The sequence below is a fragment of the Ignisphaera sp. genome (genome assembly GCA_038831005.1).
Lineage (GTDB): Archaea > Thermoproteota > Thermoprotei_A > Sulfolobales > Ignisphaeraceae > Ignisphaera.
In genome coordinates, this window is record JAWBKZ010000004.1 from 202,506 (window position 1) to 224,099 (window position 21,594).

The window sequence follows — 21,594 nt, forward strand, 5'->3', positions numbered from 1 at the left end:
TTTTATTTTTCTTCAGCGGTATCGATAATGTGTAGACATGTAGTTGATCAATTCAGATGAACTGAGCTTCATGGGACTAGCCACAAGATGGTACCAGTAAAACTGGTTTGATCACGAGGTAGAAGGTTCGGGATACAGATAGTGTCTAGATTTAAGAACGTGAACGAATACAATGGAGTTCGATCTATGGTTTGTCTAAATTGCGTGGTACTGAGTGTGATTTGTGTTGCAGTCTCTTTGTTTATTAAGAAACGGTATCGATCATTAGAGTCTCTTTGAAGCTTCCCTATATATTGGGTCTAAGAATACATATTCATCATTTTCCTTAGTTATTATGCTGAAATTCTCTAGGTTTTTGAGTATGTAGTATAGTCTAGCGTTTGCTAATATCTTACCGGTTTTTGTCTCGATGTAGTTCTTAATACATTTCCAGGTATTACAGTCTATAGCTATAGCTCTAAGAACGTATAGATAGAGTTCTGAGTATTTCTTGAGTTTCGATATCTCTGATAACGCTAATGTGATAGCTTCCTCAAGTACTTCTTCAAGTACATCAAATCTTTTCTTTTGAGCAACTGTATAACCATATAGTGCTAACCAGCCTGGTATACCATCAAGTTTCTCGACAACAGTCTCTAGGACTTCTTTTGGCGGCGAAAAACCTATCTCATTGAAGCCTACCTCGAGAAACTCTAGTGATTTTTCTTTTGAGAACCTATCTACTGTTACCATGTTTTTTACTCTTCCATAGAGCGGGCTTTCAGGATCGCTGAAACCTAGAAATTCGTGTAGTAAACCTACTTCAGAACCAGTTAGAATAAACTTTATGTTATGTAATGTATCGTAACTCCATGCAATAATTTTCCTTATATCAAGCCTTCTATAACCAGAAAGAAACCTAAGCTCTTGAGCTTCATCAAAAACAACTAGAAATATTGTTTCATGTTTTTCTGCATATCTATCTAGTTGCTCTAGTATGGAGGAGAAAGATACATCTCTAGAACTATATTCAAACTCTATACCTATCTGCGAAATTCTAACACCTTTAATCTTCTTAAGGTGATCCTTAAGCTTATCCACTAAACCTCTATACTCGTTAAATCCATCTGCTATAAGTCTAAGAAAACCAGCTCTAGAGTAACCGTAATCAGAAAGTTTTCTAGCATCTAGATAGAGAGAGGGATATCTATACTCATTCATAAAGGTCCTAATTAGAGAAGTTTTACCACTACGTCTAACACCAATACAAAGCGTTATTAGAGGTCCCTGTTCAATACTATTCTTGAGCTCCATTAACTCGTTCTCTCTATCGAATAGATCTTTTCTAGACTCTTTTGGCTTAGGATCAAAAAGCATTAACTACACCAGTGTAACTAGTTACACTAGTGTAACTACTTCTCAACTCGCTTAAAATACCTTTTAATATATAAGGATTAACATTGGTAGTTTCATCTAGCTAGAGACCAAGGAGCTACACATCGATACGCTAGCACCCAGCAACCCATATTATTGAAACACCTTAATACTCTAACGTGCTTATTGACTATTCATGTTGTAGTGTACTGAGATGGGATGCAAATGAAGAAAGTTTTTATATCGCGTTTTCTGTGGCATGTAATGTGATACCGTTGATATGTATTGAGAAACCTCTAACTTTCCCAAGTAGCGGCTATGAGCTTTCAGCATACATCCATATATCTACACAAAACCCATCATCAGTTGTATTAATGCTTCACGGATTTACTGGCAACAAAATAGAAGCAAATAGGTTATTCGTAGATATTTCAAGAGCTCTCTGCAATATAGGTTTAACTGTTCTTAGATTCGATTATAGATGCCATGGCGAAAGCCCATTACCTTTTGAAGAATTCAAGCTGGATTACGCTATCGAGGATGCTGAAAATGCTCTGAAATTCATTGAGACTCTCTATAAACCTAAGAAGATAGGTTTAATTGGGCTCAGCATGGGTGGCCATATAGCAATTAAAATCACGGCAAAATACCAGAACAAAATCTCGTCAACAGCTCTTCTTGCACCAGCTATAGATTTCACCAAACTTATTGAAGCGAAAAACATGATACCAAAAATTAACGGGTACTATATCTTTGGCCCTCACCGTCTTAAGGAAGAAGGGTTAATGAGTATAGCTAAATCAAATGCTATGGATTTAGCAGAAGCAATATCTACCCCAATGCTTATAATACACGCTAAAAACGATAGCGTTGTACCCTATACACAGTCTGAAGCCTTCTTCAACAAGCTAAAGTCTACTGATAAGAGGTTAGTGTTACCTGATGAAGGTGAACACGTATTTGTTACATATAGGGCAAGAACTAAAGTTATTGAAGAACTTATTGACTGGTTTAAATCAAGAATGGTGTAGCTACAACTATTTTCTATAGCCACATCAATTTGTTTTTTATCACTTGTTATGAGCTATACCATAATCATATATTGTTTCTCATTCTACTGCTAAAATAAAAGTCTGTGTAATGATTTTGATTCTTTATCACAGGTATTGCTCTATCTTAACAAGACTCTAGATCATTGTCTATTTAATATTCAGTTCGTTTCGCTTCTTAAACTTTCCTTCACAAAGCTTAGAGTAACTTGAGAACTTCAAAATCGCGATATAGCGCTAGAAGAGCTGTATGCACTAATTCTGATTATTTTGTATTCTTAGAAGCTCTCAAGATGAGTTATTATGTAGATACAGGAAAAGATTTTAATCATTGCACAATATACACATTTTATAAACAGAACGTCAATGGTATCTATAGGTGTAAAGAGAGTGTCTCTAGATATAGATCCTTTAACCATAATGCTTGAGAATATTGCTACAAATCCCTACGATATTTTGAAGTCTATTCCAGCTCCATGCAAAGGTCCTTTTAAACCTTCCTGGAGTTCCTTGAAGAACTATAGAGTCCCTAAATGGTTTATGGACTCTAGATTTGGTATATTTATTCATTGGGGTGTGTATTCTGTTCCTGCTTTTGGTAGTGAATGGTATCCTAGAAACATGTATATACCTGATAGACCTGAGCATAGATACCATGTAGAGAATTTTGGTTCTCTAACCACATTTGGATACAAAGACTTTATACCGATGTTTACAGCAGAAAACTGGGATCCAGATAAATGGGCGAAACTATTTAAGAAGAGTGGAGCTAGATTTGTTGTACTTGTTGCTGAACATCATGATGGGTTTGCTCTATGGGACTCTAGCTACACTAGATGGTGTTCAGCTAGAATAGGGCCTAAGAGAGATATTGTTGGAGAACTTAGAGAAGCTGTTGAAAGACAGGGATTAGTATTTGGTATATCATATCATAGAGCTGAACATTGGTGGTTCTTTGACCAAGGCATGAAGATAGAGTCTGATGTTAAAGACCCAAAGTACTTCGATCTCTATGGTCCTGCACAACCTGCATCACTAGACCCTAGAGCGCCTCCATCAAAAGATAACATTCCTCCAAACAAAGAGTTCCTTATGGATTGGCTCTTCAGGTTAGTAGAAATCGTTGAAAAGTATCGACCATGGCTAGTATACTTTGATTGGTGGATTGCAAACCCATCTTTTCAACCCTATCTAAAAGCTCTTGCAGCATACTACTACAACAGGTGTTATAGATGGGGTATAGAGCCTGTTATAGTGTATAAACAGAAGGCATTTGAGGAAGGAACAGCGATACCAGATCTTGCAGAACGAGGTACGATAAAGACTATATATCCATCTATATGGCTTGCAGATACATCAGTAGACTACAGATCTTGGGGATTCATAAAAGATGCAGAATACAAGTCTCCCGAAATACTGATAACACATATGGCTGATGTTGTTAGCAAAAATGGAGTATTTCTTCTTAATATAGGGCCTAAACCAGATGGCGAAATAGCTGAAGAAACTAAAAGAATACTTTTGGATATCGGAAAATGGTTCAAAACATATGGAGAGAGCATCTATGGTGTAAAACCATGGAAAGCCTATGGCGAAGGACCTACAGAAATAGGTGAGGAAGGATTCTTCATAGAGAAAAAACTTGTATTTACTGATGAAGATGTTAGATACACAGTTAGAGAACACTATCTTGGTTACAGCCACATATATGCAATAATACTTGGAAAACCAAAAGAAGAGATAATGCTAAAGATTTTCACAAAATACATCAAACTAGTAGAAGACGAGATAGTAGGTATAGATGTAGTGGGTGTTGAGAAGAAAGTAGAGTGGAATATAGATACAGAAGGCTTAAAAATAAGGCTACCAGTAGATGAAATCAAGATATGCCCATACGCTATCAGGATTATTGTTAAGAAAAAACACTTAACCTAAACACAAAATCCCTACCATCCCACGCAGATCTCGACATCAATACTAGATCCTATAGCTCATTTTCATAACATTTTTCAGAATTAGTACATATATCACATTTAATTAAATCAATAAACTCAGATGTTCCAAATTATTCAAATTGACTATAGCCATAGGGTTTCGAATAACTTAGACATTCTAGTCATATAGCGAATCTAAACACTTGCTGTTACCCTACTTCAATATAAGCTAAATGAGTTAATGGTGTTAATTGAGAAGAAAAAAGTGGAAAGAAATAACAATTCTTTTCGAATCTGTATAATATTATCATAGGTGTTATTAAATTAGTGAATATTGATATGAGGAATAATATCACGATAAGAAAAACGTCATTCTTGCAAGATTGAGGAAGACAACTTGAATAACCAAAAGTTTAAATTTGTGCACTTATTTCTGTATTAGTGTGCACTGGTGAATAATGTGGCATGCTTCATTACACCACTACTAGTTGGTATTAGTGTGTATATTCTAGGAAAGAGATTAAGGATATACAATAGGTTGAGACTCAATATACTGGTTTATCTCTTAATTGGTGGAGCTCTAGTTCTTGCTGCTGAACATGCTTGGCATGGCGAGATAGTTCCATATCCACCATTTTTAACAGCTATGAAGAGTGCAGAAGAGATCTCTATAGCGTTACATGAAATTAGTACTGTAGGGAGTACAATGACTTTTGCTGTAGCTATGTTGTGGCTCGGAACTTTATACATCTCAAGAACTACTGTAGTTAAAACCTCATCTATAGCGAAGATTGGTGCAACCTCAAGAGCCTAGTGAACGGTGTGTCTATGTATTTTATAGCACTTTCATTACTTGCAATTATTTCAGGATTTCTATGGTACAGGAATAGGGAGAGCAATAGGTATAGACTAGATATATTATCCTTAATATCTGGTGGAGCTACAGTAATGTTCTTAGTTGATTCTCTCTATAGATACCTAGAGGAAGGTATCTTTATAGAATTCTCAACTGAAGCACTAACATTAAGTGGGCTACTTGTGTTGGTGGCAGTTTCTCTATGGCTTGTGGTGCTCATAATTAAAAGAATACAAATTAAAAGAATATAAATAGTATAGAGATCAATCAATATCAACACGATAGTAATATCGATGGCTTATTGGTATAGATATTTGTGTCTAATGTCTGAGGTTCATAATGTTTATAGCGTAGTTTTGTGTGGAATCGGTTAGGTGTAGATACTTGTTGGAACGGTTTTCTAGAAAACATCTAGGCAGAGTTACAGGTGTTGGTTACACTTTGGAAGGTAAGTACGATAAAAGAATTCTCGATGTGCTAGCTGATGAATATCTATTCTATGAATCATTCATAATTTTGTATGGTTTTGCTAGACAGAAGATCTATACGAAATTGAAGACATTCTATACGAATACTCCATATGATCGGGGAGCAGTATTCCTATATGGTTCTACAATAGCTCAAACACCTATAACACTTTTCGTAAATCTTGAGTCTAGATGTATTAATAGAAGTGATGCTGAAAGAGCTATTGAGCTAATTAATTCTGGTCGTTATTCTCTATATATCTCTACACCATTTACAAGTAATGAGTTAACATCATTATATAGGGAGAGGATACATGGTATGCTGAAGGATCTCGGTGTAGGGAGAGAATTGATACATCCTTCTTATTCACTTGTGGTAGGAAATAATAGACTGTTTAGAGATTCATTAAATAGTCTATTAGGTTCAGAAATCTTAGTAGCCTTAATGACAGAAGTAGTAGTAGGTAGAGATAGTATTATGATTGAAAATAATGAATGTATAGATCAAGTATCTAGAAAGATTAAGGGTTTTGAGAAAATATATATTGAAAAACTTGCTAAAGATGTACTGGATATGCTTGAAGCCAGAAAAGTTATCGATTTAGAGCAGAAGAAAAGTTACTTGAACATGTTGGTGAAAACATAAAATGAAGATATTTATCGCTGTCAGTAGAAGATATGCTAGATCGTTAATTGAAGCAATATCTTCACTCAAACCCAAGCCTTATGTAGTAGTAATGAGTTATGATGATGATGTCGAGATTCTAGCTAGATCTATGGGTTTTGAGTTTATGAAGATAAAAGATATAGAGAAAATCTATACATATGAGAAGCTAGAGGAGTTTGATGTAGCTATAGCTGCTTTAGATGATGATGTAATGAATGTAGCGTGCATAAGGATTGCCAAATCTATGGGTATACCTATAGCTATGTCTCTTATACATAACGAGATGAATAAAGATTCTCTTATTAGAGAGGGAGTACAAAGCATTCTAAACTTGAACAATTTCATAGCAGAGAACATAAAGTTTGTCCTAATGTCTGATGTATGGATAACGATAGAGATAGTACCTATGTACAGAATAGTTGCAGCATTACATAAATTAGTTAAAAGAAGTGTACTTGGGCTAGATTTAAAGGTGCTGAAGGAAGCTATAGATATTCGAGATGTAAGTGTGTTTGCTATAGATAGCGCGGGTAGATTTATAGGTGAGGATAGGGTTCTAGAAAGCGGCGATATAATAATTGTTATTGGTACTAAAGATAAGGTTCTGAAGACTGTTACTGATATCGAGAAAATTTTCAGAAGATATGAACAGATCTACAGCATTAGGTATTCAGATATTCAGAGGATTGGTTATGGGTGAATCCTAATGAACGAGCTGTGGCACATGTTTTCACCTTATATCAGTAAAATTATAGCAATTGCTGTAGTAGTTATTGTGGTGTACATTCTAGTCAAGGTGTTAACGAAGCTGGTGAACCTCATCTTGAAGGGTGTTGAGCCTAGCTATACTGTAAGAGTTGTAGAGTCGATTAAGATAGGTCTATATGTAATGGCTGCGATAATGGTTGCAGCTATTCTAGCACCTGAAACCCAAGTGTTTGTTGGTCTTCTCTTTTTGATAGGATTGGCATTAATGTTTATGTTCATCGATGTTTTAAGGAATCTCGGAAGCGAATTCTATATAAGGTCCAAAGGTATTGTTAGAAGAGGTGAATGGATAGAGGTAGATGGTGTAAGTATAAGGGTGATAGATTTTGATGCTGTAGGTATTCTAGGCGAAACTCAAAAGCTTGAGAAAGTCTTCATACCCTATACAAAACTTTTGAACAGTATCACAATAAATAGGGTTACACCATTTGGTTTACTTGTCAGAATTTTTGTAGATATTCCTCAAACCTATGGTATAGATAGTGCAAGAAACAGCATGATTGAGGCATTGAAAATAGTTGAAGAGGATCTAGCTACAGAACCTGATGTAACCTATATAGGAAGTAAGGGAGGTATACTGAATTTTGTTGCAGAATTCCATATAATAAACTATAGAAAATTAACAAAAATACTTTCGGTAATCGAGAAAGAGATTAAGAACAGAATACCTGAAGCAGTTATACGGATATAGCTACGATATAACACTACTGTTATTATTGAACATGGGTGAATAAAGTTACCGAGCTCTGATCATAGAGAATTGATATGGATTAAGTACTACTGGATATGGGTTATACACTCAATTTTCTACAGCTTTGCATTCACATTTTCTACAGCATTCTATCAAGCATATGCTATAAGGGTTTTAGGCTATAGTGTAGATGAGTTAGGCAATATAACATTCCTGAATCTTGCAGCAATATCTTTGGGTAGCTTTGTATCACCTATTCTTGTAAATAGGTATAGGCATAGAAGAGTTGTTTTATGGAAGGTTTTCACATCGTTAAACATAATTTCGTGGTCGTTATCTGGATTCTCAGATATTGTATCACGCTATATGTTATTCTTTTACATAGCTTTAGCACAATTTACTGGTGCTATAGGTGGAATGGCTTATTCGGATCTAATAGCAGATATAATACCAAAGGAGAAATCTATAAAGATCTTCAGCAAAGTGAACACATATACAACGTTATCTTCATTAGTATCTCTATCTATATCAGTATCTATATTTGTTGTTCTTGGAAGCTCTATTGTGTCATACAGAATATGCTATTCTATAACTATAGTATCTGCAATAATCTCTGCAGCATTTCTATGGAAAATGAAGGATCTAGTCCAAAAGAAGAATGAAATGACATCTGTAAAATATGTGATTAAGGTATACAGAGATATTGTTCGCAAAGATGTTGCTAGAGGCTATATAGTATTCATTTCTTTATTTACATTCTTCGCTAATATGCCGGCAGCTCTATGGAACTACTACATAATAAAGATATTCAATGGAACAGAACTATGGATCTCGGTGAATAATATAATGAACTTAGTTGCAGGTACGTTAGGTAATTATCTTTTGAGTAAGATTTCACATAGACTCAATCCGAAGAAGACAATAGTATATTCAATCATACCTATATCTTTTGTACCCACAATCTTTCTGTTCTCGTCTACATTATCTGCACAAGCTGTGATGAACCTTTACTCAGGTTTGAGTTGGACTGGATTTAATCTGATTGTGAATATATACAACCTTTATCTCGCCGGAGAGAAAAGAGTGTACATGATAGCTCTTCTAGGTGTTCTAAACAATCTAGCAGCTTCTATAGCCTCAAGATTAGGATCAGCTATAGCTTCTATAAATCTTCTAACAATGCAGATGGTATTCATAATGTCAACCATAGGTAGATTGTCGATGTACTTCTACGCTAGAAAAAACCTGCCCAACATATAGTGTAACACTATCCAGCTACCCTAAGAAGTACATGAGGTAAGTTTTAAGTCTCTGTATCATGCTATCTAGGTGTAATGTATGGAGCAGTAAGGATGAACAAGATGCTGTTTAGAAGACCAAACATATGGGATAAACCTATCACATTGTTTACCATAGATGGGATCACTGTACATATTGTTCAGTCAAGAGATTCCACTCATACCATTTTTAAAGCGACATATGGTGCAGAAAAACTTTTGATACCATTGAAAGGGTCTGTAGAGTTTACGGATATATACGCTAACGAGAAAGATATAATCTATGTTCCAAGAAGATATAGCGATGTAGAGTTATCATATGAAAGAGGTTCAGTAATATATTTAATTGAAGTAATATCAAATAGCGATTTCGAGCCTTATGTCAAGAGGTTTAGCGAAGCTCGGTACATAGATGTAGGTGACGGTTTATCGCGTAGGAGAAGGTACATACTAATCGATGTAAATGACAGATCAGAAAAGTTTTTAGCGGGATTTACAGAATGTTGCTCAGGTTGTTGGGGGTCATATCCACCGCATAGACATGATGATAAGTATGAGGTATTTGTTTACTATGGTTCTGAACCTGGTTTCGGAATCCAGCTACTTATTGATGAAGATCTCCAAGAAGCATACATAGTAAGAGATTTTGATGTATTTCTAGTTAGATATGGATACCACCCAAATGTCTCAATACCTTCAACAAGACTGAATTATCTCTGGGTAATGATATCTATTAAAGGTGCTAGAGATTTTTCCATGGATATCCATCCCATGTTTAGTGAAAATAGAAGGCGTAGGTAATGTATTTTGTGTGCATATGTAGAGAAACCTAGAAGGGTTAACTAAAATACCTAGACTTAAGCCATCCCGGATTCTTAGAAACAGATCAAACCATTAAACATATAACACACTAAACATATATTGTGTATCTAGAACGAATGATACACAGCGTCACTTCAACATGATAGAACCGCAATGGCTAATGAGGTTCGATGGGCGAACTGAGAGATGATGAATTACTGTAGAACTAAAGCCGCGGAAATAGAGAAAACCTAATATAAAGATTTTTAATTTGAGTCCAAGAACAGATGTTAGGGCCCGTAGCTCAGCCTGGTGGAGCGCCCGGCTGATAACCGGGAGGTCGGGGGTTCGAATCCCCCCGGGCCCATTACTTTCAATAAATATATCAAGATACTTAAGTAGCATTTATAAGCCACTCACCAGCAACACATATATGGTTGTCTAAAGAGGTACCAGAAGATTATGCGGGGGTGCCCGAGCTCGGCCAAAGGGGGCGGGCTCAAGGCTTTATTACCTAATGTGGGAGAGACCCGCTGGCGTAGGCCTGCGTGGGTTCAAATCCCACCCCCCGCACCACAATTTCTGAAATCATTGCAAACTCATTATACATTTTATTAATTTCATGTCACATGCCTAGCGTATAGTGATACAAGAATTATATTATCAACATAATCGTTTTAGTAAGAGGTTCCAGATATCTGCAATGCTGTTGTCACTGAATTTCAGGTGATTTTATGCTATCTTTATAGATGAGTTGATACTTATGATTATTGTGGATCTGATGAAGTGATGCGGCATTGATATTAATATTTCTGTATCTCTCAGCAGACTAACTTTAGATCGAGTTGGTGTAGATATGAACTATAGTCAGGAAAGTGAAGAAACTTGTGGATGGATAATGAGATGCACTATATGTGGAACAACCTGGATTCTAGAGGTTAGTTTTGATATAAGGGATACCAAAAGACTTTATCATTTTTGTAGAAAATGTAGATCCAATACATTTCACGAAGTTCTAGAGAGAAAGGAAAAGAGATCAAAATCTGAAACCAAATAATGCTTTTAACCCTGTTTATATCACTAACAATACACTTGTGGTGGGCCGGTAGCTCAGCTGGAAGAGCACTCGGTTTGCACCCGAGAGGTCCCGGGTTCAAATCCCGGCCGGTCCACCAAATATCGCTCTATAATACAACATTATGGAAGTATACCTCACAGCATTCTGTAGTATTGCTATGTTCATGTAAACAAGTTTTAACCTAGCTAAACTTTATCCAGATATGGATATCATCATATACAGTTTAATTGTTTTTGTATAATAAAGCTTATAAGGTTGTACACACAAAGTTAGGTATCGCGACATATAATCGCGACATATAATCCCGCGGTCCGGCGGCAAAGCTGGACGCGGAGCCATGCTCCGTGAATGAAGGGCTTGAACTCCAGCCGCGGGTATAGTTACTCATCAAAGCATAAAAAGAAGATATAATCATGGGGATCCGATTCAACCCGGGAAACTAACCCGGGGAGATCGGATCTCACAGGATGTTCGCAATCCAGATCATATAGCAGTACGCTACCGCAGCCCCGCGGCCTTGCGGCCGCGATACCGGTTGATCCTGCCGGACCCGACTGCTATCGGGGTGAGGCTAAGCCATGGGAGTCGAACGCCCCACAAGCGTGGGGAGTGGCGGACGGCTGAGTAACACGTGGCTAACCTACCCTCAGGACGGGGATAGTCCCGGGAAACTGGGACTAATCCCCGATAGGTAAGAAGGGCTGGAAGGCCTTCTTACCGAAAGGGTCAGATTGCTGTGAAGATCTGACCGCCTGAGGATGGGGCCACGGCCTATCATGGTAGTTGGCGGGGTAATGGCCCGCCAAGCCGATAACGGGTAGGGGCCGTGAGAGCGGGAGCCCCCAGATGGGCACTGAGACAAGGGCCCAGGCCCTACGGGGTGCACCAGGCGCGAAACCTCCGCAATGCGGGAAACCGTGACGGGGTCACCCCGAGTGCCCCGAAGAGGGGCTTTTCCCCGCTGTAGAAAGGCGGGGGAATAAGCGGGGGGCAAGTCTGGTGTCAGCCGCCGCGGTAATACCAGCCCCGCGAGTGGTCGGGACGCTTATTGGGCCTAAAGCGCCCGTAGCCGGCCTGGCAAACCCCTGCTGAAATTCCTGGGCTCAACCCAGGGGCGGGCAGGGGGACTACCAGGCTAGGGGGCGGGAGAGGCCGAGGGTACTCCCGGGGTAGGGGCGAAATCCTATAATCCCGGGAGGACCACCAGTGGCGAAGGCGCTCGGCTGGAACGCGCCCGACGGTGAGGGGCGAAAGCCGGGGGAGCGAACCGGATTAGATACCCGGGTAGTCCCGGCTGTAAACGATGCGGGCTAGGTGTTGGGTGGGCTTTGAGCCCACCCAGTGCCGCAGGGAAGCCGTTAAGCCCGCCGCCTGGGGAGTACGGCCGCAAGGCTGAAACTTAAAGGAATTGGCGGGGGAGCACCACAAGGGGTGGAGCCTGCGGCTTAATTGGAGTCAACGCCGGGAATCTTACCGGGGGCGACAGCAGGATGATGGCCAGGTTAAAGACCTTGCCTGACACGCTGAGAGGAGGTGCATGGCCGTCGCCAGCTCGTGCCGTGAGGCGTCCGGTTAAGTCCGGTAACGAGCGAGATCCCCGCCCCCAGTTGCTACCTTGGTCTCCGGACCGAGGGCACACTGGGGGGACTGCCGCCGATAAGGCGGAGGAAGGAGGGGGCCACGGCAGGTCAGCATGCCCCGAATCCCCCGGGCTGCACGCGGGCTACAATGGCGGGGACAGCGGGTGCCCGACCCCGAAAGGGGGAGGTAATCCCTGAAACCCCGCCGTGGTTGGGATCGAGGGCTGAAACTCGCCCTCGTGAACATGGAATCCCTAGTAACCGCGCGTCAACATCGCGCGGTGAATACGTCCCTGCTCCTTGCACACACCGCCCATCGCTCCACCCGAGTGGGGGAGGGGTGAGGTCTATTTCCTTCGGGTTTCCGAAGGGGGTAGATCGAACCCCTCCTCCGCAAGGGGGGAGAAGTTGTAACAAGGTAGCCGTACCGGAAGGTGCGGCTGGATCACCTCCTATTAGGGTATGTGGTAGCGTACTGCGTGAAGTTCTGGATTGCGAACATCCTAGTGAGGTCTAGAACCCCAATTTTATGGGGGGTTTAGACTGATATGCGAGTATTATGCGATGAGCGCTATGCAGATCCAGTGTAAACCAGCTCCGCCTCATGTCGGCTTGAAGCCGTCCGGTGGATGGCTCGGCTCAGGCGCCGAGGAAGGACGCGGCAAGCGGCGATATGCCCGGGGAAGGTGCAAGCGACCGTTGAACCCGGGATTTCCGAATGGGAATTCCCGCTACAGGTATATGCCCTGTAGCACCCGGGAAACCCAGGCAACTGGGGAGTACTGGGAGGGAACCCCCCGAACGGAAACATCTTAGTAGGGGGAGGAAGAGAAACTACTAAGGATCCCCTGAGTAGGGGCGACCGAAAGGGGGGAAGCCCAAATTAAATCCTGATGGGATAACCATCAGGAGATGTGATGTTGAGGCTATCCATTGATGCCGAGCCCTACCCACGGTAGCCGAAGTGGGCTGGAACGCCCCGCCGTAGAGGGTGACAGCCCCGTAGGCTAAACCGTGGAGGGACAAGGTGGATAGCCGGAGTACCACGGCTTGGTTTTGCCGTGGGAATCTAGGGGGCACCAACCTCTAAGGCTAAATACGTCCTGAGACCGATAGCGAACTAAGTACCGTGAGGGAAAGCTGAAAAGTACCCCGGAAGGGGGGTGAAAAGAGCCTGAAACCGGGCGGCTAAGCACGATGCGGCCTGCAAGGAGTGATGTTCTCCGAAGGAAACCTGGGTGACCGGGGAGTACGAGGAGAACAGACCAAGGTCGCATCGTCCGTCTTGAAACACGGGCCGGGGAGTTCACAGCCGTGGCGAGGCTAAGGGGTTTACCCCCGAAGCCGTAGGGAAACCGACAGGCCCGCAGTCGGCTTTAAGCCGACAAGGGGCGGGGTCCGATCAGGGCCTGAAGTCACGGTTGTGAGACCAGAAACCGGGCGATCTAGGCGGGGGCAGGGTGAAGCCGGGGGTTAACCCCGGTGGAGGCCCGAAGGGGTGCTGACGTGCAATTCGCTCCCATGACCTCCGCCTAGGGGCGAAAGACCAATCTAGCCCGGTGATAGCTGGTTCCCCCCGAAGTGCGTCTCAGCGCAGCCCCACTTAAGGGAGCCTACGGGGTAGAGCTACGGATCGGGGGTGGCTGGTGGGAAGACCGCCAGTGCCTCTGGTCCAACTCCGAACCCGTGGGCCCTGTAGATGGTGGGAGTGGGGTGCCCGGGGTAAGCCTGGGCGCCGAGAGGGGAACAACCCAGACCAGGGTTAAGGCCCCTAAGTGCCGGCTAAGTGCCAATCCCAAAGGGCGTCCCGGGCCTTAGACAGCGGGGAGGTGGGCCTAACAGCAGCCATCCTCTAAGGAGTGCGTAACAGCTCACCCGCCGAGGCCCGGGGCCCCAAAAATTGGTCGGGGCTTAAGCCGGCCGCCGAGACCCTGGAGCAGAACCGCTATGCGGTTCTGATCTGGTAGGGGGGCGTCGGGGTGGGGCAGAAGCCGGGCCGTGAGGTCCGGTGGACCCGCCTCGAGTGCGGATCCCGGCGGTAGTAACAGCAAAGAGGGGTGAAAACCCCCTCCGCCGGAAGGGCCAGGGTTCCTCGGCCACGTTTGTCGGCCGAGGGTTAGCCGGTCCTAAGCGGGGCCGTAACACGGACCCCGCGAAAGGGAAAGGGGTTAATATTCCCCTGCCGCAGGGGTAGGTGCGGTAACGCAAGCCCCATCCCCGAAACCTCGTGGTAGACCGACCAGGGTTATCATACCCTGGTTAACTACCCGAGGACCGGGGAGTGCCGTAAAGGCGAGAACCGGTCTAAGGGGGGAATAGCCGTCCGTTAGGACGGTTCGGTCGAGCCATGGGGTCCATGAAAAGGGGATGGGGAACGATCCCCTGCGTCCGTACCGAGAACCGACACAGGTGCCCCTGGGTGAGGAGCCCAAGGCGTGCGGGGGCTAACCCGGGCTAGGGAACTTGGCAAATTGGCCCTATAACTTCGGGAGAAGGGGTACCTGCGGATTTGGGGATTTACCCTGGATCCGCAGGTCGCAGTGACTAGGGGGTCCTGACTGTTTAATAAAAACATAGGTCCCCGCTAGCCCGAAAGGGTGTGTACGGGGGCCGAATCCTGGCCACTGGCGGTCCGTGAAACCGGGGTTCAACCCGGCGAAGCGCCGCTGAAGGCCGGGGGTAACTCTGACCCTCTTAAGGTAGCCAAATGCCTTGCCGGGTAAGTTCCGGCGCGCATGAAGGGATCAACGAGGGCCCCACTGTCCCAGCCCGGGTCCCCGTGAAGCCCACGGAGCCGGTGCACAGGCCGGCATCCCCCCGTAGGGAGAGAAGACCTCGTGGAGCTTTACCGCAGCCCGGCGTTTGCTCCCGGGCTTTGGTGCATAGTGTAGGCGGGACCCAATGTAGGTAGGCCTCCGGGTCTACCTGAGGGGCCAATGAAACACCGCCCACTAAGGCCTGGGAGCATTACCCCGGGGATACCCGGGGGACAACGTCGGGTGGGCGGTTCGGCTGGGGCGGCACGCCCGCGAAAAGGTAACACGGGCGCCCAAAGGTCGGCTCAGGCGGGTCAGAACTCCGCCGTAGAGTGCAAGGGCAAAAGCCGGCCTGACCGGACCCTTGACAGTAAGGGGTCTGGGCGGGAAACCGTGGCCTAGCGAACGCTCGTGCCCTCCTTGGTGGGGGTCGGGCATGACAGAAAAGTTACCCCGAGGATAACAGGGTCGTCGCGGGCGAGAGCCCACATCGACCCCGCGGTTTGCTACATCGACGTCGGCTCTTCCCATCCTGGGGGTGCAGCAGCTCCCAAGGGTGGGGCTGCCCGCCCATTAAAGGGGAGCGTGAGCTGGGTTTAGACCGTCGTGAGACAGGTCGGACTCTACCCACGGGGGGTGCGGGCCGCCTGAGGGGAAGGTGACCTCAGTACGAGAGGAACGGGTCGCCACGGCCACTAGTGTAGCGGCCGTCCGGTAGGGCGTAGGCCGCGTAGCCACGCCGTAGGGGGTAACCACTGAAAGCATCTAAGTGGGAACTCCTCCCCGAAAAGAGGCGGCCGTTTCCAGGCGGGTTTCCGCTTGGAACGAGGGCTCCCGTAGAAGACGGGGTTGATGGGGTGGGGGTGTAAGTCCCGAGGGTCTTTTGACCCGAGGGATGAGCCCACCACTCCCAATCGCCCGAGGCCGTTATGAGGTGGGGCTGGGCATATTTGGGTCTGCATAGCGTGAGTAATGTAATGGGATCTAACTCCATAATCTCATTTCTGTTGGCTTCTGTCTGCTTTTGGTTTCGAATCGCTTGCTATGAACTTATTACATACCTAGTTAATATTGATTGTTATGTGTCTCTGTATATTTTTAAGTTGGGTCAGCCCTACATGTGATAGGTGGTGAAGAGATGTCGATGAGTACATCGAAGAAGACAGTAGATGAAAAACATAAAGAGGCTAAAAAACAGTGGGTTCAGAAGATGATCAGAAGTGCGAAACTTCATCACAAAGTATGTCCCTTCTACGATAGGAAGAAGAAGTTCTGCTTTATTAAACTTGGCGAAAGATGTCCTTATGATGGTAAGTTCGACAACTGTTCAGTATTTGTTGAGTTTTTGGAGAAAAGGTATGACGAGATTGTTGAATCGGGTAAACCTTTACCGATAGATTTTGAGGATCCCTTGGTTCAATTTGGTGTTACATAGGTAGATAAAGAGATGGGTATAGATATTGACAATTCTTTTGAATATGTTAGACTATGTATAGCTCAAGAAGTATCGAGAGCTCTAGGGATATCCATAAACAATATACTTCAAGGATTTGAAATTCCTAGAGAAGAGTATGGAGATCTTTCCATAGTGCTACCTAAAGCAGGAATCGATCCAAGTCTAGCTGAAAGAGTTGCTGAAGCTACTAGAAAATGTAATGTTGTCTCTAATGTTCATACAGTCGGTATATACGTGAACATACATTTCGAGAGAAGGCTCTTCACCAAAGCGCTATTCAACTCGCTAGTCAGTAATAAAGAGCGGTTCGGAATCTATGTAGATCCTGAGCCAAAGAGAATTGTAGTAGAATTTGTTTCAGCAAATCCTCTACATCCTCTACACATAGGTGCTGCAAGAAATGCTGCTCTAGGCTGTTTTCTAACCAACATACTTAGGTTGTGTGGAAATAGAGTTCAAGCGAGATTCTATATCAATGATGTTGGTAGACAAGTAGCGTTACTAGCTCTAGGAGCTCTACAGCTTCGTAATGCTCTACCAAACAAAATGAAGCCTGACCACTGGATAGGTCTTGTTTATGCTATAACAAATACTGTAGCAGAGATTAAGAACATAAAGAAGAAGCTAGAGCATGCTAGTGTTAGAGAAAGAGAAGAACTACAGAAAGAGCTAGATGAGCTTCTAGTTGATGCATCAAAATTGAGGAAACAAGCACCAGAGATATTCGACACCATAGCTGAAAAACTGAAGGATATTGATGTAGATGCCGAAGTATCCAAGATAATGAAGAGCTACGAATCTAGAGATCCTGAGATAAGCAGGTTCATAAGAGAACTCGTATCTACGTGTATAGATGGCTTTAAACAGACTTTGAGTAGATTTGGTGTAGAGATAGATGTTTGGGATTGGGAAAGCGATCTAGTCTGGAGTGGTGAAGTAGATAATATAATAGACTCTCTAGAGAAAAGCCCTCTAATAGTTGTACATAAAGGTGTCTCAGCTCTAGACATAGGGAAAATAGCTGAAGATCCTGCTCTAAGGAAGGCTTTGTCGATAGGTAGAGACCTAGAGATACCGCCACTAATATTCAAGAGAAGTGATGGAACGACACTCTATACCGTAAGAGATATAGCGTATACATTAAGAAAGTTCCGTGAATTTCAGGCAGATAAAGTCATAAACGTTATTGCATCAGAACAAAAGCTACCACAAGCACAACTAAAATTAGCTCTATACGTCCTAGGGTACAAGAGAGAAGCAGAAAACCTCATCCACTATAGCTACGAGATAGTTACTATTGAGGGCACGAAGATGAGTTCGAGAAGAGGAAGACTAATTTCGTTGGACGAGATACTAGATATAGCTAAAGATAGAGCACTAGCAGAACTAGAGGCAAGAGGAAGCAAATCTGAAGAGAAAGCCGAAAAAATAGGTGTAGCAGCTGTAAAGTTCTATCTGTTATCATCATCGCCATCAAAACCGCTTAAGTTCTCATGGAAATTAGCTCTAGACTTCGAAAAGAATTCAGCTCCATATCTGCTATACACATATGCCAGAACTGAAGGAATATTTAGAAAAGCTTCAGAATACGGTATAGATATAGATCCTGTAAAACTTCTAGACAGAGCTGACGAAGGTTTTGCGTCTACAGATCAGAGGAGGTGGAGGTTAGTTAAGCTTGTGGCACAGTTCCATGATACAGTATACAATACTTACATGAGCCTAGACCCATCAATTCTAGTCGTCTATACCTTAAAGCTAGCAGATGAATTCAATTCGTGGTATAACGATGAACCCATACTGCTTGAAGAAAATGAAAACATAAGAGCATCAAAGTTATTGCTTACATATGGCGTGAATATAGTCCTTAAGAATTCGCTTAGAATCTTAGGTATAGAACCTCTTGAGAAGATATAGCATGAGATGTTTAAATATGGTTAATAGAGATTCATGTTCTGAGACAAAGTCTATACTCGATATAGAGGGTTATAGTCAAGTTGGTATGGTAGTTGGTATAAAGATGGATAAATGTGGTAAGAATAGAATTAGACTTATAGTAGAACTTACAAATAAGCAGAACATATGCAGTCCATGTATTCCAGAAGCTGTAGCTAAGCAAAGTATGAAGGTTCTAGAGCTTTATTCAAAAATTATAAAGCTTGTATAACGGTGATAGATATAGAGATAGGTGATGATTGGTATTACCTCGTAGCGTAATATGCGCGATGAAGAAGATACCAGAAGCTGAAGCAGTGTACCATGATTTAGATATGTTTTTAAACCTAGTAAGTAGAAAGGATAAAGCCCAGTCCAGATTCGAGGTGTCTATCAATGCGATTCTGCCCTAAATGTGGAGGTCTATTAGTACCTCAAAAGAAGGGTGAGGAAGCGGTTCTTAGATGCTCTAAATGTGGGTACGAAATACAGCAACAGGGAACAGGATACAGATTAGCTACACAACAACCGCCACCAAAAGTTTTAACAACATCTGTTGTAAGTGAAGAGAAAAAGGGAGGAAGAAAGAAGGAGGAACTAGAGCAAGAGAGGGAAGAATACTATAAAGAGCTCTTCATGGAGCTCCTCCGCGAGGAGGAGTACGGTGGTGAAGAAACATAACGTTAAAGCATGTAATAGATCTTGTTGATAAATCAGAAAGAATATCAAGCAACATAGCGCAAAACATCAAGGACCATTTTTCCAGATATGAGAAAATAGTTATAATGTATTGTGGTACAACAAGAGGATTAGCGACCTATATAGGTATTCTTCTCAAGATCTCTAAACCTAGTCTCAACATACTTACGCTAGATGCTGAATACTGTCACAATATTGTGGTGCCATACATAGCTGAAGACATAGATAAAGTTGTTCTGGTGTCAAGTCCAGCAAGCGTCAATTGTGTGTATAGAGTGGCACAAACGGTATCAACTATGGGATTAGATACCTTAATGTTTTTACCAACAACTGTAGCATCGTTAATAAGAGGAAGGGTAGACGTCAGTTCAGAAAAGTTAGAGATTATAGAAATAGAGAGCACTATTTATAGGGTAACAGTTCTGCAGACTTTCTTGCGTATAGCTCTATATATTGGTGGAAAAAGTGTAGCAAGAATACGCAGGATAGAAAAAGAGCTAGAGCTAAAAAGTATCGTTAATGAACTCGTAGAGAAATATGCTCATGAACTATCTATGTATAGAGATGTGAAGCATATAGCAGTATCTAAAGCTCTTACTATTGTAGGAGAAGAACTTGTTGATAGAGGTGTACAAGCATTTATCATAAATGAAAGCTTTGGTATTCAAAAAATTGAGGCACCCCTTTTTCTAATATATACATCAGTTGAAGAACACATAGTAAACGAATTTGTTTTAAACCTAGTGAGAAACGGTGTAGAACGGAGTAACATTATGCATTTAAGAATAAACGTAGACCCATTTACTGCACCCATATACAGCATTATAATCATGTGCTACATAATGTCTAGTGAGGATAAGGTCAACGATAAACTTAAAGCCTCAGAGTACGGATCTAATATGAATGTGACAACATCGGTGCCGGGGTAGCTCAGCTGGTAGAGCGCGGGGCTGTTAACCCCGTGGTCGGAGGTTCGAATCCTCCCCCCGGCGCCTTAAACCCGCATCCATAGTGTCTGTGTCTTGATGATCTTTTTCCATAAAATTCGCTTACATGTGTCTGATGATGAAGCTCGAAAGGGTTGAAATGTGATAGACTCGCGCAGGTCTGAAGTATTGAAGGTTTTTCTTGGGGTGACTGGTGCTAGTGGATGTGTGCTTGCTATAAGGTTTGCAGAACTACTGAAGAAACTGAATTCATATATAGTGGCATCGTACACTTCTAATGCTCTTCTTGTAGCAGATAGCGAGTGTGTATCTAGAGAATGGTTCATATCTAAACTAGGTGAATATGTGGATGAGTTGTATGATGAAAATAGAATCGATGCATCTGTAGCCAGTAGTAGCAACACTCTTGATGCATATATACTTATTCCTGCATCTATAAAAACTCTAGCACTGATTGTAAACGGAATTGGATCAAACCTTATTACCAGAGCCATACTTAATGGGCTTAGAATGAAGAGAAAAGTAATAGCCATTGTTAGAGAATCTCCTCTTGGCGAAATAGAGCTCAAGATATTGTATAGAGCAGCTAGAGCTGGAGTAGCCATTATACCAGCTGTGATAGGTTTCTATGCATATCCACAAAATATAAGAGATGTGGTAGACTTTATCATCGGTAAAGTATTTGATGTTCTTGAACTACACAGCAATCTCTATAGGAGGTGGAAAAGTGCTAAGGAACCTAAAATACAAGATCCTTGCCAAATCCTTTACGGCTTAAAAGATTCTTGAGATTCCTGTTGTCCTCGCTTCTCTCCAACTCCTTCAGAAACATATCCTCCTTCTGGGTATCACTTTTTGCAACAGCAAGACATTTACCATCGGGCAACAAGTATCTTTGTAAACATGATGAATACTGACACTTATACGAGATACAAGAATCTTTAACCCATTTACAGAAAGCCGTAGATCTTCCATTAATAAGTTTAACCTCAAGCGCTTTTTTAGTACACCTAAAGAAGGAGCACATAGGGTTACACATACCGTTTACAGGTTTTGGTTGAACGTCTTTACGTTCTTCATATTGTTGCTGCCTAGGCAATCTAGTGAAATGATTATCTCTATATCGATGTTCCTCTACACGTTTTCTTTCTCTATAATCTTTAAAGTGTTGAGGCTTTTGTTGGCTGTATCTACTGTCTTTAGAATGCTTTATAGCTGATTCATCGTCTTTCAAAAGGATTCACCATGACTTTAAATACCTAGACTTTCGGGTTTTCACC

18 protein-coding genes, 4 tRNA genes and 2 rRNA genes are annotated in these 21,594 nt (G+C 42.6%); 22 read left to right on the forward strand and 2 right to left on the reverse strand.

All coding sequences use genetic code 11. The annotated features are described in order from the left end of the window. Window positions 1–264: 264 nt before the first annotated feature. Complete coding sequence (locus QXK50_05960) at window positions 265–1,356, reverse strand: ATP-binding protein (protein MEM2008705.1); 1,092 nt, start codon at window positions 1,354–1,356, stop codon at window positions 265–267. 263 nt (window positions 1,357–1,619) lie between these two features. Between QXK50_05960 and QXK50_05965 the strand changes: the two genes are divergently transcribed. The 22 genes from QXK50_05965 (at window position 1,620) to QXK50_06070 (ending at window position 21,103) form a co-directional block, all read left to right on the forward strand. Further along, window positions 1,620–2,384 (forward strand): alpha/beta fold hydrolase, encoded by a 765-nt coding sequence (locus QXK50_05965; GenBank protein ID MEM2008706.1) that lies wholly within the window; start codon window positions 1,620–1,622, stop codon window positions 2,382–2,384. A 408-nt stretch (window positions 2,385–2,792) separates the two neighbouring features. After that, a complete protein-coding gene (locus tag QXK50_05970) occupies window positions 2,793–4,337 on the forward strand; it encodes an alpha-L-fucosidase (protein MEM2008707.1) in 1,545 nt (514 codons plus the stop codon). Between the two features lie 459 nt (window positions 4,338–4,796). Further along, on the forward strand, window positions 4,797–5,150 hold the full coding sequence (locus QXK50_05975) for a hypothetical protein (protein ID MEM2008708.1): 354 nt from the start codon (window positions 4,797–4,799) through the stop codon (window positions 5,148–5,150). A 14-nt stretch (window positions 5,151–5,164) separates the two neighbouring features. Next, window positions 5,165–5,443, forward strand: a complete 279-nt coding sequence (locus QXK50_05980) for a hypothetical protein (GenBank protein MEM2008709.1) — start codon at window positions 5,165–5,167, stop codon at window positions 5,441–5,443. A gap of 133 nt (window positions 5,444–5,576) precedes the next feature. Further along, window positions 5,577–6,305, forward strand: coding sequence for a hypothetical protein (locus tag QXK50_05985; GenBank protein MEM2008710.1), 729 nt, complete (start codon window positions 5,577–5,579; stop codon window positions 6,303–6,305). Between the two features lies 1 nt (window position 6,306). Then, window positions 6,307–7,026, forward strand: a complete 720-nt coding sequence (locus tag QXK50_05990; GenBank protein ID MEM2008711.1) for an NAD-binding protein — start codon at window positions 6,307–6,309, stop codon at window positions 7,024–7,026. 6 nt (window positions 7,027–7,032) lie between these two features. Then, window positions 7,033–7,785, forward strand: coding sequence for a mechanosensitive ion channel family protein (locus QXK50_05995; GenBank protein MEM2008712.1), 753 nt, complete (start codon window positions 7,033–7,035; stop codon window positions 7,783–7,785). Between the two features lie 69 nt (window positions 7,786–7,854). Next, on the forward strand, window positions 7,855–9,045 hold the full coding sequence (locus QXK50_06000; protein MEM2008713.1) for an MFS transporter: 1,191 nt from the start codon (window positions 7,855–7,857) through the stop codon (window positions 9,043–9,045). A 74-nt stretch (window positions 9,046–9,119) separates the two neighbouring features. After that, window positions 9,120–9,863, forward strand: coding sequence for a 5-deoxy-glucuronate isomerase (locus tag QXK50_06005; GenBank protein MEM2008714.1), 744 nt, complete (start codon window positions 9,120–9,122; stop codon window positions 9,861–9,863). Window positions 9,864–10,156: 293 nt separating this feature from the next. After that, window positions 10,157–10,230: transfer RNA gene (locus QXK50_06010), tRNA-Ile, on the forward strand. Window positions 10,231–10,327: 97 nt separating this feature from the next. Further along, a tRNA-Leu gene (locus tag QXK50_06015) sits at window positions 10,328–10,439 on the forward strand. Between the two features lie 280 nt (window positions 10,440–10,719). Then, window positions 10,720–10,920, forward strand: a complete 201-nt coding sequence (locus tag QXK50_06020; GenBank protein ID MEM2008715.1) for a hypothetical protein — start codon at window positions 10,720–10,722, stop codon at window positions 10,918–10,920. 42 nt (window positions 10,921–10,962) lie between these two features. Beyond that, window positions 10,963–11,038: transfer RNA gene (locus QXK50_06025), tRNA-Ala, on the forward strand. 431 nt (window positions 11,039–11,469) lie between these two features. Next, window positions 11,470–12,975, forward strand: a 16S ribosomal RNA gene (locus QXK50_06030). A gap of 147 nt (window positions 12,976–13,122) precedes the next feature. Beyond that, window positions 13,123–16,211, forward strand: a 23S ribosomal RNA gene (locus QXK50_06035). Together the 16S and 23S rRNA genes with 1 tRNA gene alongside form the textbook arrangement of a ribosomal RNA operon. Before the next feature lie 204 nt (window positions 16,212–16,415). After that, window positions 16,416–16,712, forward strand: coding sequence for a hypothetical protein (locus tag QXK50_06040; protein ID MEM2008716.1), 297 nt, complete (start codon window positions 16,416–16,418; stop codon window positions 16,710–16,712). A 12-nt stretch (window positions 16,713–16,724) separates the two neighbouring features. After that, window positions 16,725–18,650, forward strand: a complete 1,926-nt coding sequence (locus QXK50_06045; GenBank protein MEM2008717.1) for an arginine--tRNA ligase — start codon at window positions 16,725–16,727, stop codon at window positions 18,648–18,650. Between the two features lie 16 nt (window positions 18,651–18,666). Continuing rightward, window positions 18,667–18,900 carry a hypothetical protein gene (locus tag QXK50_06050; GenBank protein MEM2008718.1) on the forward strand — a complete coding sequence of 78 codons (234 nt, stop codon included), beginning with the start codon at window positions 18,667–18,669 and terminating at the stop codon, window positions 18,898–18,900. 164 nt (window positions 18,901–19,064) lie between these two features. After that, window positions 19,065–19,349 (forward strand): DNA-directed RNA polymerase subunit M, encoded by a 285-nt coding sequence (locus tag QXK50_06055; protein ID MEM2008719.1) that lies wholly within the window; start codon window positions 19,065–19,067, stop codon window positions 19,347–19,349. Window positions 19,350–19,453: 104 nt separating this feature from the next. Further along, window positions 19,454–20,296, forward strand: coding sequence for a hypothetical protein (locus QXK50_06060; GenBank protein MEM2008720.1), 843 nt, complete (start codon window positions 19,454–19,456; stop codon window positions 20,294–20,296). Then, a tRNA-Asn gene (locus QXK50_06065) sits at window positions 20,287–20,359 on the forward strand. The genes QXK50_06060 and QXK50_06065 overlap by 10 nt, the downstream gene beginning before the upstream one ends. Before the next feature lie 96 nt (window positions 20,360–20,455). Then, window positions 20,456–21,103, forward strand: a complete 648-nt coding sequence (locus QXK50_06070) for a UbiX family flavin prenyltransferase (GenBank protein MEM2008721.1) — start codon at window positions 20,456–20,458, stop codon at window positions 21,101–21,103. On the opposite strand, the gene QXK50_06075 is transcribed toward QXK50_06070, so the two are convergent. Then, entirely contained in the window at window positions 21,054–21,548 is a 495-nt protein-coding gene (locus tag QXK50_06075) for a hypothetical protein (GenBank protein MEM2008722.1), read from the reverse strand. The genes QXK50_06070 and QXK50_06075 overlap by 50 nt on opposite strands. Window positions 21,549–21,594: the final 46 nt, after the last annotated feature.

Coding starts and splice junctions, on each gene's coding strand:
- QXK50_06040 (MEM2008716.1), top strand. CDS start 16,416: ATGTCGATGAGTACATCGAAGAAGACAGTAGATGAAAAACATAAAGAG.
- QXK50_06060 (MEM2008720.1), top strand. CDS start 19,454: ATGTATTGTGGTACAACAAGAGGATTAGCGACCTATATAGGTATTCTT.
- QXK50_05995 (MEM2008712.1), top strand. CDS start 7,033: ATGAACGAGCTGTGGCACATGTTTTCACCTTATATCAGTAAAATTATA.
- QXK50_06050 (MEM2008718.1), top strand. CDS start 18,667: ATGGTTAATAGAGATTCATGTTCTGAGACAAAGTCTATACTCGATATA.
- QXK50_06005 (MEM2008714.1), top strand. CDS start 9,120: ATGTATGGAGCAGTAAGGATGAACAAGATGCTGTTTAGAAGACCAAAC.
- QXK50_05960 (MEM2008705.1), bottom strand. CDS start 1,356: ATGCTTTTTGATCCTAAGCCAAAAGAGTCTAGAAAAGATCTATTCGAT.
- QXK50_06055 (MEM2008719.1), top strand. CDS start 19,065: ATGCGATTCTGCCCTAAATGTGGAGGTCTATTAGTACCTCAAAAGAAG.
- QXK50_06020 (MEM2008715.1), top strand. CDS start 10,720: ATGAACTATAGTCAGGAAAGTGAAGAAACTTGTGGATGGATAATGAGA.
- QXK50_05990 (MEM2008711.1), top strand. CDS start 6,307: ATGAAGATATTTATCGCTGTCAGTAGAAGATATGCTAGATCGTTAATT.
- QXK50_06045 (MEM2008717.1), top strand. CDS start 16,725: ATGGGTATAGATATTGACAATTCTTTTGAATATGTTAGACTATGTATA.
- QXK50_05980 (MEM2008709.1), top strand. CDS start 5,165: ATGTATTTTATAGCACTTTCATTACTTGCAATTATTTCAGGATTTCTA.